Annotated in this window: 11 protein-coding genes and 1 pseudogene; 9 read left to right on the plus strand and 3 right to left on the minus strand. The window is 72.2% G+C overall.

Annotated elements, in window-relative coordinates:
• Positions 1-55: 55 nt before the first annotated feature.
• Positions 56-1,771: a DNA alkylation response protein gene (locus AB5J49_RS04320; protein ID WP_369167133.1), complete on the plus strand. Its 1,716-nt coding sequence runs from the start codon at positions 56-58 to the stop codon at positions 1,769-1,771.
• Between the two features lie 319 nt (positions 1,772-2,090).
• Here the strand turns inward: AB5J49_RS04320 and AB5J49_RS04325 are convergent, their stop codons facing one another.
• Entirely contained in the window at positions 2,091-2,678 is a 588-nt protein-coding gene (locus AB5J49_RS04325; RefSeq protein WP_369167134.1) for a hypothetical protein, read from the minus strand.
• Between the two features lie 275 nt (positions 2,679-2,953).
• On the opposite strand from AB5J49_RS04325, the gene AB5J49_RS04330 reads away from it, so the two are divergent.
• The 4 genes and pseudogenes from AB5J49_RS04330 to AB5J49_RS04345 all read left to right on the plus strand — a co-directional run bounded on the left by AB5J49_RS04330 (position 2,954) and on the right by AB5J49_RS04345 (position 6,825).
• Entirely contained in the window at positions 2,954-4,039 is a 1,086-nt protein-coding gene (locus AB5J49_RS04330) for a WD40/YVTN/BNR-like repeat-containing protein (RefSeq protein WP_369167135.1), read from the plus strand.
• A gap of 91 nt (positions 4,040-4,130) precedes the next feature.
• A complete protein-coding gene (locus AB5J49_RS04335) occupies positions 4,131-4,808 on the plus strand; it encodes a uracil-DNA glycosylase (protein ID WP_369167136.1) in 678 nt (225 codons plus the stop codon).
• Positions 4,805-5,781, plus strand: a pseudogene (locus tag AB5J49_RS04340) (N-acetylglucosamine kinase). The gene AB5J49_RS04335 and the pseudogene AB5J49_RS04340 overlap by 4 nt, the downstream one beginning before the upstream one ends.
• Before the next feature lie 120 nt (positions 5,782-5,901).
• Positions 5,902-6,825, plus strand: coding sequence for a sirohydrochlorin chelatase (locus AB5J49_RS04345; RefSeq protein ID WP_369167137.1), 924 nt, complete (start codon positions 5,902-5,904; stop codon positions 6,823-6,825).
• A gap of 67 nt (positions 6,826-6,892) precedes the next feature.
• On the opposite strand, the gene AB5J49_RS04350 is transcribed toward AB5J49_RS04345, so the two are convergent.
• Both AB5J49_RS04350 and AB5J49_RS04355 read right to left on the minus strand, forming a co-directional pair.
• Positions 6,893-7,921, minus strand: a complete 1,029-nt coding sequence (locus AB5J49_RS04350; protein WP_369167138.1) for a lactonase family protein — start codon at positions 7,919-7,921, stop codon at positions 6,893-6,895.
• A 401-nt stretch (positions 7,922-8,322) separates the two neighbouring features.
• The gene (locus AB5J49_RS04355) at positions 8,323-9,813 is read right to left on the minus strand and encodes an FUSC family protein (protein WP_369167139.1); all 1,491 of its coding nucleotides are present in this window, start codon (positions 9,811-9,813) and stop codon (positions 8,323-8,325) included.
• A gap of 194 nt (positions 9,814-10,007) precedes the next feature.
• On the opposite strand from AB5J49_RS04355, the gene AB5J49_RS04360 reads away from it, so the two are divergent.
• From AB5J49_RS04360 to AB5J49_RS04375, 4 genes are all read left to right on the plus strand, one after another.
• Positions 10,008-10,484, plus strand: a complete 477-nt coding sequence (locus tag AB5J49_RS04360) for an Lrp/AsnC family transcriptional regulator (protein ID WP_369167140.1) — start codon at positions 10,008-10,010, stop codon at positions 10,482-10,484.
• A 19-nt stretch (positions 10,485-10,503) separates the two neighbouring features.
• The gene (locus tag AB5J49_RS04365) at positions 10,504-11,199 is read left to right on the plus strand and encodes an HAD family hydrolase (RefSeq protein WP_369167141.1); all 696 of its coding nucleotides are present in this window, start codon (positions 10,504-10,506) and stop codon (positions 11,197-11,199) included.
• Between the two features lie 318 nt (positions 11,200-11,517).
• Complete coding sequence (locus AB5J49_RS04370; protein ID WP_369167142.1) at positions 11,518-12,978, plus strand: S8 family serine peptidase; 1,461 nt, start codon at positions 11,518-11,520, stop codon at positions 12,976-12,978.
• A gap of 87 nt (positions 12,979-13,065) precedes the next feature.
• A complete protein-coding gene (locus AB5J49_RS04375; RefSeq protein WP_369167143.1) occupies positions 13,066-17,019 on the plus strand; it encodes an ATP-binding protein in 3,954 nt (1,317 codons plus the stop codon).
• Positions 17,020-17,025 lie beyond the last annotated feature (6 nt).

The raw sequence follows: 17,025 nt of genomic DNA on the forward strand, positions 1-17,025 counted from the left end.
TTGCCGATGCATTACAGGATTGCTGCAACCGCAGCCAAAGTGCAACACTGACGGCATGGTCTCGATACCCGCGCAGGAGCAGCCCGGAGTCCCGCTGGAGCGACCCGGAGCAACGCCGGAGCTGTCCGGGCACTACGCCACCCACGACGTCACCAACCAGCCCCCTCCCCTGGCCCCGTACGACGCGTCCGAGGACACGGCCCTTTTCGAAGGACTGCGCCGCGAGGGTGCCGGGTGGGCCGAGGAGGACATCCGGCGGCTCGGCCTGCGGGCCGGGAGCGTCGAGGCGCAGGAGTGGGGCGAGCTGGCCAACCGGCACGAGCCCGTGCTGCGAACGCACGACCGGTACGGCCATCGCGTCGACGAGGTCGAGTTCCACCCGAGCTGGCACCACCTGATGCGGGTCGCGGTCGCCGAGGGGCTGGCGGCGGCGCCGTGGGCGGACGAGCGGCCCGGCGCCCATGTCGCGCGGACCGCGGGCGGGCTGGTATGGGGGCACACCGAGGCGGGGCACGGCTGTCCGACGTCCATGACGTACGCCGCCGTCCCCGTGCTGCGTCGGCAGCCCGAGCTCGCGAAGGTGTACGAGCCTCTTCTCACCAGCCGGGAGTACGACCCGGAGCTGCGCGTGCCGACCGAGAAGCCGGGTCTGCTGGCGGGCATGGGGATGACCGAGAAGCAGGGCGGCTCCGACGTCCGTACGAACACCACCGTGGCGACGCCGACCGCCGAGCCCGGCGTGTACACGCTGCGTGGGCACAAGTGGTTCACCTCGGCGCCCATGTGCGACGTCTTCCTGGTGCTGGCGCAGGCGCCGGGCGGCCTGTCCTGCTTCCTCGTGCCGCGCGTCCTGCCCGACGGCAGCCGCAACACCTTCCGCATCCAGCGCCTGAAGGACAAGCTGGGCAACCGTTCCAACGCCTCCTCCGAACCCGAGTTCGACGGGACCGTCGCCTGGCTGGTGGGGCCAGCGGGGCGGGGAGTCAAAACGATCATCGAGATGGTCAACTGCACGCGGCTGGACTGCGTGATGTCGTCGGCGACGCTGATGCGCAAGACGCTCGTCGAGGCGGGACACCATGTACGGCACCGCAGCGCGTTCGGGGCACGGCTGATCGGCCGGCCGCTGATGCGCAACGTCCTGGCCGACCTGGCGCTGGAGTCCGAGGCCGCCACGACGCTCACGCTACGGCTGGCCGGCGCGGCCGACCGGGCGGTGCGCGGAGACGACGTGGACGGGTCCGAGGCGGCGTTCCGCCGGATCGCCACCGCCGTCGGCAAGTACTGGGTCACCAAGCGGGGCCCGGCCTTCACGGCGGAGGCCCTGGAATGCCTCGGCGGCAACGGCTACGTCGAGGAGTCGGGCATGCCCCGCCACTACCGCGAGGCTCCGCTGCTGTCGATCTGGGAGGGCTCGGGGAACGTCAACGCCCTCGACGTACTGCGGGCGTTGAGCAGGGAGCCGGGCACCGCGGAGGCGCTCTTCGCCGAACTCGCCCTGGCGCAGGGGGCGGACGCCCGGCTGGACGCGGCCGTCACCCGCCTGAAGGGCCGGCTGGCCCAGGGCTCCGAGGCCGGTGCCCGGCGCCTGGTCGAGCTGATGGCCCTGACCCTCCAGGCCTCCCTTCTGGTCCGACACGCCCCTGCGGCGGTTGCCGACGCCTTCTGTGCGAGCCGGCTCGGCGGCGACTGGGGGCACGCGTTCGGCACGCTGCCGGATGCCGTCGATGTGGACGGGATCCTGGGGCGGGCGCTGCCGGGTGGGGTGTGAGGTGGGGCGTGAGGTGCGGTCCGGGGTGGCCGGGCGGCGGACGGCGCCGAGGCACTGAGTCGGGCAACGCTGATCGGGTGGGGCACCGCCGGGCTCGTCCCTGGGGCGCGCAGCCGAGTGGCCGGGGCTGCCGCGTGGGCCGATGTGGGCCTGCGTGTCGCCGCGCCCTTCGCGGGCAAGGGCCATCGCCGGGTGTCGTGCCCGGCGCCACCGAGGCGCCGTACGGCGCGATCCGGCGGGCCGGGCAGCCACGGTACTTCACAGGCCCGATTTCACGGGCGCCGCAGCCGCGACGCTTCGCTGATCCCTCGCGCAGCCCTCACCCCGTCGTCCGCCCGCCCCACAGCGGCCCGAAGCGTGCCCACTCGTAGCCCCACCGGTCGATGCGCCGGCTCTCCAGGCGGCTGCGGAGGGCGCGGCCCGCGATGAAGGGTACGGATCCGGCGCACAGGCCCGCGAGGCCGCCGACCAGCGCGGCTCGTGAGCGGGCCTCGGACGGGGTGGCGGGCTGGGTCACCAGGCGGCCCTGGGGGTCCGTCCAGACGGTGACCGGCGTGCCGGCGCCGCTGCCGGGCCGGACGCGGGCCTGGCCGGTGTGCGCGGAACCGTCCCGCGCGCTCCAGCGGACCTTCGCCCACACACTCGCGCCGCTGGACGTGCCGGAGCGTGAGTCGGTCGTGCCCGGCGCCTGCTCGGTGAGCAGGGCGACGACGGGGCGCCACTCGACGCGCTCCCGGGCCATCCCCTGCTCCACGGTGCCGGCCGTCGCCAGGCCCGCCAGCACTCCGGCGAGGACGGCGAGCGCCCAGGCGGCGAGCAGCACCCACGCCTCCACCGCATCGGCCCGGCGCTTGAGCGGGTTGCGCCGCCAACGCCACAGCCACACCTTCGGACCACGGAACGCCATCGAAGGCTTCCTCCTCATCAGCGCACGAACCTGCCGGACCGACCTCCCTCCCATACGGGGGACGGCAGGCGGATGCTCACGGCACGTACCGGGATCGACCGTGGCACGGGTCACGCGGCCACCGCGGGCGTCTTCGCGAAAGCGCCCCGAAGTCCGCCACGGCGAGCTATCCTCGCCGCCCTGACCTGCGATGCAAGCCTTTCCAGAGGTGACTGTCAGTGCCGGGGTGCAGACTGGCCGGTGTCTGGGACAAAGACGTCGCGGAGGTGATCGGCATGACCGAGGTACTGCTCGCCGTGGGCACGCGCAAGGGCCTGTTCATCGGGCGGAGGCGAGGTGGCACCTGGGAGTTCGACGAGAGTCCCTACTTCAACGCCCAGGCCGTGTACTCGGTCGCCATCGACACGCGGAGCGAGCGTCCGCGACTGCTGGCGGGCGGCGACAGCGCGCACTGGGGCCCGTCGGTCTTCCACTCCGACGACCTGGGCCGAACGTGGACCGAACCGGCCCAGCCGGCCGTCAAGTTCCCGAAGGACACGGAGGCTTCCCTGGAGCGGGTGTGGCAGCTGCACCCGGCGGCCGCGGAGCCGGACGTGGTGTACGCGGGCACGGAACCGGCCGCGCTGTACCGCTCGGAGGACCGCGGCGAGAGCTTCGAACTGGTGCGCCCGCTGTGGGAGCACCCGACCCGGTCGAAGTGGGTGCCGGGCGGCGGCGGTGAGGGCCTGCACACCGTGATCACCGACAAGCGCGACCCACAGTCCGTGACGGTCGCCGTCTCGACGGCCGGGGTGTTCAAGACGGCCGACGGCGGCGCGAGCTGGACGCCTTCCAACTCCGGTGTCTCCGCGGTGTTCCTGCCGGATCCGAACCCGGAGTTCGGCCAGTGCGTCCACAAGGTCGCGCAGGACGCGGCGACTTCGGACCGGCTCTATCTGCAGAACCACTGGGGCGTGTACCGCAGCGACGACGCGGGCGCGCACTGGACGGACATCGGCGAGGGCCTGCCGTCCACGTTCGGCTTCGCGGCGGCCGCACACCCCCACCGCGGCGAGACGGCGTACGTGTTCCCGATCAACGCCGACTCCGACCGCGTGCCCGCCGACCACCGATGTCGTGTCTTCCGCACGGCGGACGCGGGCAAGACCTGGGAGGCGCTGTCGGCGGGGCTGCCGCAGGAGGACCACTACGGCACGGTGCTGCGTGACGCGATGTGCACGGACGACGCGGACCCGGCGGGCGTGTACTTCGGCAACCGCAACGGCGAGGTGTTCGCGTCGGCCGACGACGGCGACAGCTGGCAGCAGCTGACGTCGCATCTGCCGGACGTGCTGTGCGTGCGGGCCGCGGTGATCGCGTGAGCCGTCCGGACCGTCCGGGCCGCCGTGGCTTACAGGGCGGCGTTGGCCACTGGTTGATCACCGCTGCCGGTACGGCAGTAGGGTGACGCCCGTGGCACCACGACCCTTGCATGAAATCCTCGAACCGGGCTGGGCGAAGGCCCTGGAACCCGTGGCCGAACGGATCGCCGGGATGGGCGACTTCCTGCGCGCGGAGATCGCCGCGGGACGCACCTATCTGCCGGCCGGGCCGAACGTCCTGCGGGCCTTCCAGCAGCCCTTCGACGACGTACGGGTCCTGATCGTCGGACAGGACCCGTATCCGACACCGGGACATGCCGTCGGGCTGTCGTTCTCGGTCGCGCCCGAGGTGCGTCCGCTGCCCGGCAGCCTCATCAACATCTACCGCGAGCTGAACACCGACCTCGGGCTGCCGCAGCCGTCCAACGGCGATCTGACGCCGTGGACCCAGCAGGGCGTGCTGCTGCTCAACAGGGCGCTGACGACGGCCCCGCGCAAGCCGGCCGCCCACCGGGGCAAGGGCTGGGAGGAGGTCACCGAGCAGGCCATACGTGCGCTGGCCGGCCGTGGCAAGCCGCTGGTGTCCATCCTCTGGGGCCGTGACGCGCGCAACCTCCGCCCGCTCCTCGGCAACCTGCCGTCGGTGGAGTCCGCCCACCCCTCCCCCATGTCCGCCGACCGCGGCTTCTTCGGCTCCCGCCCGTTCAGCCGGGCCAACGACCTGCTGATCCGGCAGGGAGGACAACCGGTGGACTGGCGCCTGCCGTGACCGACGCCCCCGGATTCCTCGCCGTCGACTCCGGAGGGTCCGGGGTGCGCGTCGTCGTCGGCGCCGCCGACCGTGAGGTGCCGGCCCGGCGGGAGTCCCGCGAGCCGGTGCGTACCGGGGACCGGGGTATCGACCCCGACACCTGATGGAGCAACTGGTCCCCATGGTGCGGGCGTTGGTGGCCGAGTCCGGTGTCGCTCGGCTGGGGACGGCCGTGGTCGGTGCCGCGGGGCTCGCCACTCTGGGCGACGGTCTGCGCGCCGAACTGCCCGCCGCGATGGAGAGGGAGTTCGGCATCGGCCGCCTCGCCCTCGTCGCCGATGCCGTCACCGCCTATGTCGGCGCCCTCGGACCCGTACCCGGCGCCGTGGTCCCCGCCGGTACGGGACTGATCGCGATGGGCACGGATCTGACGCACTGGCGCCGCGCGGACGGCTGGGGGCATCTGCTCGGCGACTGCGGCAGCGGTGCCTGGATCGGACGGGCCGGGCTGGAGGCAGCGCTGCGCGCGCACGACGGACGGCCCGGCGGGTCGGCCGGGCTGCTGGTCCGCGCCGAGGAGTTGTTCGGCCCGGTGCGAGGGCTGCCCGGCAAGCTCTATCCGCGCCCCGACCGTCCCGCGGTCCTCGCCTCCTTCGCACCCCACGTGGCCGGGTGCGCCGACAGCGACCCGGTGGCCGCGGACATCCTGCGGGCCGCCGCACGGCACATGGCCGAGTCGGCAGCAGCCGTCTGCCCGGCCTCCGGAGCGCCCCGAGTCGCGCTCACCGGCGGCCTGTTCAAGATGGGTGCCCCGCTTCTCGTACCGCTGGAGGAGGAGTTGTCGAAGCGGCTGCCGCATGCGCGGCGGGTGCCGGCCGCCGGGGATCCGTTGCAGGGGGCGGTACGTATCGCGACCGATCTGGCGGCGGGCGCGCTCACTCTGCCGAGTGACGAGGCGATGCTCTGCGTGATGACCGGAAAGAGGGACTGATCCACCTACGCCGTCCGCTTCCGCACCGCACGTAACTCAATCAGACAAATATGGACGGATACCGCTCACCTGCCCCCTCCCCGAACAGGGGAGCCCAGGAAGCCAGTAACATGCGTCGCCATGAGCTCCCCCACTGGGCCCGCGTCCGGCCTGCCAGTACGAATGCCGCGACCTCGTCAGCCCGGGCGGCACCGCCGACCCGAGCCCCTGGCGGCTCCCGAGGGCGCGCCCGCGCTCGTCCTCGCGGTGCCGGGCACGCCGAGCGCCGCCACCCGTGGCCTCGCCGAGGAGGTCGTGAGCATCGCCCGCTCCGAGCTCCCCGGTCTCGACGCCCGGATCGGGTACGTCGACGGTGACGACGTGGAGTTCCTCACGGTCCAGTCCGTGCTGGTGCACGCCGCGGAGGAGCGCGCCGCCCGCTATGAGCAGGCGATCGCCGCGGGTGTGGAGGTCAAGGAGCCGGAGGGCCCCGTCGCCGTCGTCGTGCCGCTGCTGGCCGGTCCGGACGGCGCGCTGCTGCGTGTCATCCGCCAGGCCGTGATGGACAGCCGGGTCGCGGCCGACCTCACCGACGTGCTCGGCCCGCACCCGCTGCTCGCCGAGGCGCTGCACGTGCGCCTGTCGGAGGCCGGTCTGGCCCGCGCCGACCGTGCCCGGCTGTTCACCGTGGCCACGGCCGCGGACGGCATCATCCTCGCCTCTGTGGGCGGCGAGGAGGCCGTGCAGGCGGCTGGGATCACCGGCATGCTGCTCGCCGCGCGCCTGGCCGTGCCGGTGATGGCGGCGGCCCTGGACCAGGAGGGCTCGATCATGGCCGTCGCCGAGCAGCTGCGGTCCTCGGGCTCGCAGCAGCTGGCGCTGGCGCCGTACCTGATCGGGCCGGAGATCGACCCGAGCCTGATCGCGGAGGCCGCCCGGGAGGCCGGCTGCTCCGCCGCCGAGGCTCTCGGCCCGTACCCGGCGATCGGGAAGCTCGCCCTGTCGAAGTACACGACGGCGCTGGGCATCGCCCCGCAGCAGCCGCAGGGCACGCCGGTCCGCTGACACGCACCTCACAGCCGTAACGCCGAAGGGCCCGCTCCTCACCCGAGCGGGCCCTTCGGCGTTACGGTCACGCCTCGTCGGCGACCTGGCCGATGACCACGCAGGACGCCGCGGGCGCCTCGATCGAGCCCTCGTAGCGCGGGAGCCCCGTGGCCGGGTCCACGGCGAACCAGGACACGTCTCCGGAGCGCTCGTTCGCGACGTACAGGAAGCCTCCCGCCTCGGTGATCGCGCGCGGCCAGTGCCCGGCGCAGGTCACCGTCCCCACCAGCCGCAGCTCCTCTCCCGCCACGACGAAGGTCGACAGCACGTCCTCGCCGCGCGTCGCGGTCCACACGAAACGGCCGTCGGGCGAGGCCACGATCCCCGACGGGTAGGCGTCGCCGGCCGGGGCGCCCGCCAGCACCTGCGTCTCGGCCAGCGGCTTCAGCGTGCCGTCGTCGGCGTCCCAGTGGCAGACGGTGACGGTGGGGGTGAGTTCGTTGAGGACGTACGCGTACCTGCCGTCCGGATGGAAGGCCAGGTGGCGGGGGCCCGAGCCGGGGCGCAGGGCGATCTCCCGGTGTACGTCGAGTGTGCCGTCGGCCAGCGTGCACACCCGTAGCGAGTCCGTGCCGAGGTCGACGCTGACGGCCCAGCGGCCGCTCGGGTCGGGCTGCACCTGGTGGGCGTGCGGGCCCTGCTGGAGTGGCGTGTGCGGGCCCGAGCCGGTGTGCTGGAGGACGGCGGACGGGGCGTCCGCGAGGGCGCCGTCGGGGCAGACGGGCACCACGGTGACACTGCCGGAGCCGTAGTTGGCGGTCAGGACGTGGCCGGCGAACAGGCTGAGGTACGTGGGTCCGCTGCCGCCGACCGGCACCGGTGAGCCGATGAGCTCCGGCTTGCCCCCGGTCAGGCGGTAGGCGGCCACCGCGCCGTCGGCGGTCTCACTGACCGCGTAGAGCATGTCGCCGCCGGGCGACAGGGCCAGGTACGCGGGGTCGGGCAGGTCGTCCACGCCGCTCAGGACGGTCAGCGCGCCGCTGACCGGGGCCACGGACGCCATGGTGATGCCTTGGCCTCCGGCCGCCGTGAACGACCCGATGTAGGCCCGCATTGCCCGCCTCCCCAGCCTTTCCCGCCCTTCCCGCCTTTCTCGCCCTTCCCGCCTGCCGACGTCTGCCACCGCTGTCCCCTTCCGGTCGGGTGCCGTCGGGCTGACGGTAGCAGTGGATCATCATCGGTCTAGACCAAGTCGCCGAATCGTGGGCGATGCGGTCATGTCCCGCCCCGCCCTCCGCACGTACCTTCGCCTCGGGGTGTGCAGGTGAGAGGGATGCCGCTCCACCAGGTGTACGCGGGGTGGCTGAGCGGCACTTCGAGCACCACGTCGTCCGACATGCCGCCGGGCACGGTGACGATCGGGCGGATCCGGCCGCCACGGGTGACATCCCCGAGGTGCCCGGCACATGCCTCGGCCCGCTTCCGCACCCGAGAGCGTCCCGCTCGACCGGCGTCTCAGGCTCCGACGAGCCGCGAACCGGACGGCGTGCGCAGCGGCTGGGCCAGCTCGGCCAGGGCCCGCTCCAGGCCGTGCAGATGGGCCAGTGCGGGGTCCGCCGCCGTCGGCTGCTCGGTGGGGGCGGTGATCTCCGTGCCGCCGGTGAGCGCCTCGACCGCGGCCTCGACGCGCCAGCACGCGGCGGCGAGGCGGGCGTCGTGCGAGGCCTCCGGGTCGGCGGCGACGGCGGCCAGGCCGCGGATCTCCCGGGCGCAGTCGTCGAGCAGGGCCAGGACGCGGCGGGCGCGCCTCTTGCGGGCCGGCATCGGGTTCAGCGGGTGCACGAGCGGGGCGACCGAGAGCCGTACCCGGCCGAGCAGCTGCTCCAGTTCGGCCACGCGCGAGGCCGGGTCGGCGGTCTGGTCACCGGCGAGGCGGGCGGCGGCCTCGGCGGTGGCCGCGTGGACGCAGCGCAGGGCCCGCTGGATCCACGCGTCGGTGACGGTGTGGGTGGTGACGGGCAGGACGAGCAGCACGGCCAGCACGGCGCCGAACGCCCCCACGCCGGTCTCGGCGAGCCGCAGCGCAAGCAGGGCGGGGTCGAGGACGCCCAGGAGGCCGTAGAGGAGCTCGGCGAGCACGGTGACGCAGAGCATCATCCAGGTATAGGAGACGGCGGCGGTGTAGAAGATGCCGAAGACGCAGACGGCGAGGAGCACGGCCGTCGGGATTCCCGCGCCCTCCAGCGGTACGGCGACGAGCAGGCCGAGGCCGATGCCGATCACCGTGCCGAGAACCCGGCGGAAGCCGCGGACCAGGGTCTCGCCGCGTGAGGTGGTGTTGACGAAGATCCACCAGGTGGCGCCGACGGCCCAGTACCAGCGCTGCCCGGACACCAGCTGGCCCATGACCAGGGCGAAGCCCGCGCCCGCGGTGGCCTGGATCGCCTGGCGCGTGGTCACCCGGGCCAGGCCGCGTCCGCCCGGCGGTGCGGGTACGGGTGCCGGGGGCAGGCGGCGCTCGTAGCACCACAGCCCGAAGCGCACCACGGACGCGGTGAGCAGGGACAGCAGTACGGCGGCGTAGAGCTCGGGCAGCTGTCGCGGGGTCGCATGGAGGAACTGCGCCACGAAGAAGGTCATGAACGCGAACACGCCCAGGCTGTGCCCGCGCGGCCCCCAACGGCGGGCGTACACACCGGCACCGACGACGGCGAGGAAGGTGAGGTCGCGGGCGACGGGGTGGTCGTGCAGTTCGGCCGCCGCCGCGAGGACGGGGAAGCCGACGACCGGCAGCAGCGCGGTGGTGACCGCCTGCCCGCGGACCGTGGCGTCGGTGACGGTGAACAGGGCCAGCAGCGCGGCGAGCCCGCCGGTGACGGCGCCGACGAGCGAATGTCCGGCCAGTGCGCAGACGACGACCGCGAGCCCGATGCCGAGGACGGCCCGCACGGCGAAGCGCAGCCGAGCCCCGCCCGGGTCCGGCGCCAGGAACACCCTCTTCAGCACTGCTTTCCGCCCCTCCGTACCGGCATGAAAAAGGCGCCGCGGAGGTCCGCAGCGCCATCGACGGTCCCATTGCAGCACCGACCTGGCGACTGGCTCAAGTGACGTCGAATACGCTGGGCCATTGGTACAGATAATTCGGTCCTGGGGCGTCCACCAGCGAGCCAACGGACCACGGACGAGGAGAGGCCGACGCCATGGCCGTGGACGAACTCGACACCCGCATCCTGCGACTGCTGCTGGAACAGCCCCGTACGAGCGTGCGCGAGTACGCCCGCATCCTCGGCGTCGCACGGGGCACGCTGCAGGCCCGGCTCGACCGGCTGGAGCGGGACGGCGTGATCACCGGCACGGGGCCGACGCTCTCCCCCGCCGCCCTCGGCCACCCGGTGCTGGCCTTCGTGCACATCGAGGTCACCCAGGGCCATCTCGACGACGTGGGCGACGCGCTCGCCGCCGTGCCGGAGATCGTCGAGGCCTTCTCGATCACGGGCGGCGGGGATCTGCTGACCCGGGTGGTGGCCCGCGACAACGCACACCTGGAGGACGTGATCCAGAAGCTGATCAGCCTGCCCGGCGTGGTCCGCACCCGTTCCGAGGTGGCCCTGCGCGAGCGCGTCCCTCACCGGCTGCTCCCGCTGGTGGAGTCGATCGGGCGGGCGGCCCGGAAATGACCTTTGACATCCTGGGTCCATGAGCGGTCTCAGCGGCACTTCGGTCATCTTCGATCTCGACGGAACGCTCGTGGACAGTGAGCCCAACTACTACGAGGCGGGCCGGCAGCTCCTCGCCGAACACGGGGTTCCCGACTTCACGTGGGCGGACCACGAGCGGTACGTCGGCATCAGCACGTTCGAGACGGTCACGCTCTGGAAGCGGGAGTACGGCCTGCGCGCCTCCGTCGACGAGTTGCTCGCCGCCAAGAACCGCCGCTATCTGGAACTCGCCCGCACCGCCACGCGCGCCTACCCCGAGATGCGCGCGTTCGTGGAGCTGCTGGCGACCGAGGGGGTCCCGATGGCCGTGGCGTCCGGTTCGTCGCACCGGGCCATCACGGCGATCCTCGCCGGCACGGGTCTGGACGCCCATCTACGCACCGTCGTCTCGGCCGACGAGGTCGAGCGCGGCAAGCCCGCCCCCGACGTCTTCCTGGAGGCGGCCCGCCGGCTCGGCACGGCACCGGGCGACTGCGTGGTCCTGGAGGACGCGGCCCCCGGCGCCGCCGCCGCGCACGCGGCCGGGATGCGCTGCATCGCGATCCCGTACGTGGCCGCGCAGGCAAACGCCCCGGCGTTCACGACGGCCGGCCTGCTACTGCGGGGCGGTCAGGGGGAGTTCACGGCACGGGGAGCGTATGACTGGCTCGTACGGTCGACGGCCTCCTCCTGACCACCCTTGCCTGACCGCTGCCTGACCGCCCTTGTCTGACCGACTGAGCCAACTGACTCACCGGCCACCTCGACCGACTGGCGAACCGGCCAACCTGCCAACCTGCCAACCTGCCAACTGCGCTTCCGATTAGCACCTTTTGCAGAGGTAGGCAACCAATGGGAGGATTGAGCCTGGTACGCGCTCGCGCACGAGCCGTTCCACAGGCACTCGCGAACATCGCGAGGTCCGTCACCTCCTTGCCGACACCCATGCTCGGCGCACGTGGCCGGCTGCCGTGACGCATGCGTCCCGAGCTCCACCTTCCCGGAGGGACCGATGGCTGCTGCGAAGACGCCCGATTACGAGCAGAACGTTCCGGACACCGTGTACGGCTATGTGGCCGCGCGGTCGCAGGGCGGGGTACCGATGACCCAGGCGAGGCGCTTCGAGTCGGCCGCGCCGTTCCGGGCCGAGGAGCGTGTCCGGGAACGGGCCAAGGAGTACGCCCGCCAGGCCGGCCTGACGGTGACCGCCGAGAGCCGCCTGGGATTCGCCGTGGCCGGCTCACCTGCGGCGTACGAACAGCTGACCACCGGCAGGATCATGAGTTACGAAGTGCGCCAGCGGGTCGAGATGGGCCGAGAGCGTTCCGTGACGCACCTGGACATCATCGGCGACCGTCAGCCCCGAGCCCTCGGCATCGGCGCCGCACCCGGTGAGGACGCCATCGAGGCGGTCGCGCTCGAGGAGCCGCGCGTGCCCATGCGGCTGCACCCGGCAACCGCCGACCCGCCACTCGTCGCGAACTTCCATCTCACCCTTCCCGACGACGTCGCCCGCCTGCTCAACGCCACGCCCGCGCATCAGCAGGGCCGCCTGGGACGGGGTGTGAAGGTCGCCATGGTGGATACGGGACAGGCCCCTCACGCGTACTTCACCGAGCACGACTACGACGTGGCGCGGACGTTGGCGGTCGTACCGGGGACCGATGCGGCGGAGGATCCCGTGGGGCACGGCACGGGTGAGTCGGCGAACATCTTCGCCGTGGCGCCCGGCGTGCGTCTGCGCCCGTACCGGGCGAGCAACCCGGAAGGCGTTCTCATCGCCGCCATGGGAGGTTTCCTGCGCGCGAAGGCGCGACAACCGCAGGTCCTGACGAACTCCTGGGGCACCCGGACCCCCTTCCCCGAGGACGGACCACTGCCTGAACTCGACCGGCTGTGGGCACTGGAGATCCGGGACGCCTTGGAGGAGGGCATCGTCGTCGTCTTCGCCGCGGGCAACGGCCACTTCTCGATCGAGCCGCAGGTTCCCGGAGTGCTGTCGGTCGGCGGGGTGTTCTCCGGTCCGCAGGGCGAGCTGCGGGCGTCGGACTACACGAGCGGTTACGCCAGCCCCTGGTTCGACGGCGTCGTCGTCCCCACGGTTTCCGGACTGGTGGGGCTGGCGCCCCTGGCCCAGTACCTCATGCTCCCGATTCCGCCCGGCTGCACGATCGACGTCGAGGAGAGCGATGCGGACGACGGGACCTCGCCCCACGACGGCTGGGCGCTGTTCTCGGGCTCGTCGGCGGCGGCACCGCAGATCGCGGGGGCAGCGGCACTGCTCCTGGAGGCCCGCCCCGGGCTCACGCCCGACGAGGTCATCGACGCCCTCGCCAGAACCGCCACCGACGTCACCACCGGCAAGAACGCCTTCGGCATCCCGGCCCGACGCGGCCCCGACGAGGCCACCGGGGCGGGGCTGGTGAACGTGAGCGCGGCACTGGACTTCGTCCTCACGCACCACAATCCGTAGCCTTCGAGCTGTCCTTCGACGGCTGAGGTTGCTCATTCGTCGGAATCCGGCCGACACCCGGGCGTCGCTCCTTTAGATTCGGGGGAAATGTCAGAAGGGAGCGGCAGGTTGACGGAGGGCGGCACCCGCAACGTCGTGGGCGGGCAGACGGTTGCGGGAACGGTTGTCCAAGCCGGCTCGATCGGGCAGCTTCACTTCCACGCGGCCGCTTCGCCGTCGGCGGCCGAAACCGCCGCGTCGGACGCATGGGTGCTGGGGGCCACCGGCTCCTGTGTCTGGCAGCACGTGCAGCCCGGCCGGGACACCGGCCATCACCGTCGGCACGTCGCGGCTGCGGCGACCCGACTGGCCGACATGCGGGACGAGTTGGAACGTTCGCTGGAGCGAGATCCCTGGTGCGACTCGCGGATCGCGACCGTGTTCCTGGACAACATCGACTGGCTGCTCGGCGAGCCATCCCATGGCCAGGACGGCCTGGACCTCTACCCGGCCGAGGCGGCCCTCCTCGTCCTGTTCCCCCTCCTCCACCGGGTCCATTACCTGCGGCGGGCGGCACGGCTCGCGGAGATCCGTCCCTGGTCCCTGCACCCCGACCCGAGCGCCGGACCCCTCAGGGAGGCGTACGAGCTCTTCGCGGAGGAGAGTGACGCGCTCGTCCAGCGTGCCCTGCGGGAGCCGGAGGCCGAACCGCTCGTCGGCTGGTGGCTCTGCCACCGCTGGCTGGCCCAGCAGGAGGAGTTCTCGGAAGCCGACTCGGTCCCCGCCCTGCTGGCCGAACTGGGCGAGTCCGCAGCCGAGTTGGGCGGTGCGCTGGCCGCCGACCGGGTGACGGTCCTGCTGCACGCGCTGCGCCGGGGACCCGATGTGTGCCATCCGGAGTTCCTGAATCTGCTGCCCGCCGACGACCGCGTCCGCTGCGGCCCCGGTCATCAGCAGATCCGCTTCCAGCGTGTCGCCCTGCTGCTGGCCCTGGCGTACGGCATGTCCGTCGAGATGACGGCGCTGCCCGACATCGTCGCCGAGCACCTCGCCATCCCCTACCCGGTGGACCTCGCCGAGCTGCGCCGCACGCTCACGGCGGTGGAGTGGGGAGGCTCGCGCGATCTTCCCGTACTGCGCGCGGAGTGCCGTCACGAAGCGGTCGTCGAGGGACTGCGCGAGTACACGGAGCGGGCCGACACCCTGCTGCACGCGGTCCGGCGCACCGCCCGCGAACGCGTCAACGAGGCCATGCCGGACCTCCCGACCCGGCTGTCCGCCGGCGGCGTGCTGCCGAGCCGCGGCACCTTCGACGGGTACGCGAGGTTCCGCAGCGACGGGCGCCGGGTCCTCGATCTGGCGATGGGGATCGAGCTGTACAAGGACCGTGACCTGGCCGTCCGGGAGCTGTACCAGAACGCGCTCGACGCCTGCCGCTACCGGCGCGCCCGGCAGGAGTACCTCGACCGCACGACGGGCCCCTCCGGCGCGGCCTACACCGGCAGCATCTCGTTCGTCCAGGACACCGACGAGGAGGGCCGGCCGTATCTGGACTGCCGGGACGACGGCATCGGCATGGGAGAGGCCGAACTGCGCGGTGTCTTCTCCCACGCGGGGGCACGCTTCGCGGAGCAGCTGGAGTTCAAGCTGGAGCGGGCCCGGTGGGAGGGGCTGGATCCGCCGGTGGAGCTGTACCCGAACAGCCGGTTCGGGATCGGTGTGCTCAGCTACTTCATGCTCGCCGAGGAGATCCGGGTCACGACGTGCCGTATGGACGCCGACGGTGTTCCCGGGCCCGTGTACGAGGTGTCCATCTGCGGTCCGGGGCACCTCTTCCGCATCGTGCAGACCAAGGCGCGGGGGCGCGAACCGGGTACCCGCGTCCGGCTGTATCTGCGTTCCGATGTCGAACCGGAGAGCTGGTCCGTGATCGACGTCCTGGAACGGGTGCTCGCCATCGCGGAGTTCCCGACCGCTGCCCGCAAGGGCGGGCTGAGCAGTGACTGGGAGCCCGGACTGCTCAAGGAGCGGGAGCGGCCCGACCGGGCCGACACCGGACTCCACGCGTACGGCGAGCAGTTGCCCTGGGCCGAGGATCCCCGGGGCGCGCAGGTCGTCTGGTGCCAGAACGGCGGTGCGCTACTGGTCGACGGCGTGGTCGTCGAGCCGACCGTGCGCAAGGGGGTCTTCTCGGCGACGGGGCTCGGGCTGACCGGGGCGGTGGTGAACCTGCGCGGTCCGTCGGCTCCGGACAGGCTGTCGGTGGACCGCAGGCATGTGCTGGACGATGTGACCGCCGCGGTGCGGGAGTTACTGGAGGAGGCGAGCGGTGTTCTGGCGGAGGGCGCGGAGGGGCTGCCGGACTTCTGGTGGCTGAATCGTGTGGCTCAGGACAGCGCGGCGCTGGCGGACGTCGTGGACCGCGCGCTCTTCTCCCGCGGACGGGAACTCACCTTCAAGGGGATGGAGTTCGGTGGTCCACAGACCGGTTACTTTCCGGGAGACTTCACTCTCGTACCGAGGGAGCCGCGCGAAGAGAACACCTACGGTGGCGGTCCATGGGCTCACGTGGACGGGGACGCACCGGACCACGTGTACGTCTGGCGACTCCTCGCCCGCCGTCCTGCGCGCGCTCTTCGGAAGCTGTCGGAGGTCTGTCCGGAGATCGACGACCACCGTCCGGTCCTCCGGCCGACGCCCTCCGACCAGTGGCTGCTCCTGCACGACCAACAGAGCGCCGACTCACCAAGGTGGCGCCGTGCGCCCCACGCCCTGAGCGACATCGCACAGTCCGCCGACACGCTCCAGCGCTCTTCGCGTGACGTGGCCGCCCAGTTGGCCGCGCTGGGCTTTTCGGACACCGATCCCCGGAAATGGTCGCCCGGAGCGCAACTCACCACGGCGAACAGCCACGCCTTCAGGACGCAGTACGGTGAGAGCCTCATCCGGGAGAAGCCGCTCGACTCCGCCGACCTCATGCAAGCGGTGGCCCGTACCACCGACTCGGTCGCCGCGACGGCCGAACTTCTGCGGGACTTCGGGGCCGAGGTACCGGAGCAGGTGGTGATCTTGTGTCAGGCCGCAGAGAAGGACGAACTGCTCTGGCGGAAGCCGGGGAGCCCTGCCCGCGGCTGCCTGGATCCTGACGTCGTGGTGCCGCCGGGGCACATCGCGGACGCAAGCATCCGGCTCGGAATACCCGTAGCCGAGGTCTGCCGACGGCTCGCCGCCCACGGGCTGCGCAGCGACCCCGCCCGGCTGCCGGACCATCCGACGCCGCAGACCCTCTCCCTGCTGAGCCGGAACGTGACCGGTGAGTCTCCCTGGCTGGACCGGGCGCGGACACCACCCCCGGGCCATGTTCTGCACGCGGCGAGTGAACTCGAGCTGGAGCCGACGGAGGTACTGGCCAGGCTCGCCGCCCTCGGGTTCGCCCTGCCCGAACCGTTCCCCGCCGATGCCTCCTTGGACGACCTCTCGGCTCTTGACGACGAGGTCTACGGCGAGTTCCTCGTTCCTCCGGGGCCACTGTCCTACGGAAGCGTCTTCAGCGGCGTCCAGGACCTCGACGATCTTCGCCACAAGCTCCGCCGCCTGCGTGCCTACGGGTTCGACATCGCGCTGGAGGTGCCCCGTCGGCCCACCTCGCTGGACAGGGAAATACTGTGGGAGGGCAGCCCGTTCAACTGGTGGTTCATCAACACCGACGACGCGGTCCCCTTCAGCCAAGTCATCCTGGCCTCACGGCAGTTGGGCGACCGCCCCGCGGCGATCGCGAAGCGCCTGCACGCCTGCAACATCGCGACCTCGCACGACAGCCTCCCCAAAGGCCTCTCCTTCAGCGAGGCTTTGAGACTCATCCGCGCTGACGAACTGAGCGAGGGGGATGTTCCGGAGGCCGGTAACTTCCCACTCCAGTACCTGCACAAGACAGCCCTCCGCAAACGCACCGGCATCCGCCACATCACCTCCCTCCTGAACCAACTCGGCATCCCCGTCCCCGACCCGGCCGACACCATCAGAGCCGCCCTGGCGCGCGTGCCCCGCCCTCCCGGTTCCTGAGCGCCA

Source organism: Streptomyces sp. R28 (genome assembly GCF_041052385.1).
In the GTDB taxonomy this organism is placed as follows: domain Bacteria; phylum Actinomycetota; class Actinomycetes; order Streptomycetales; family Streptomycetaceae; genus Streptomyces.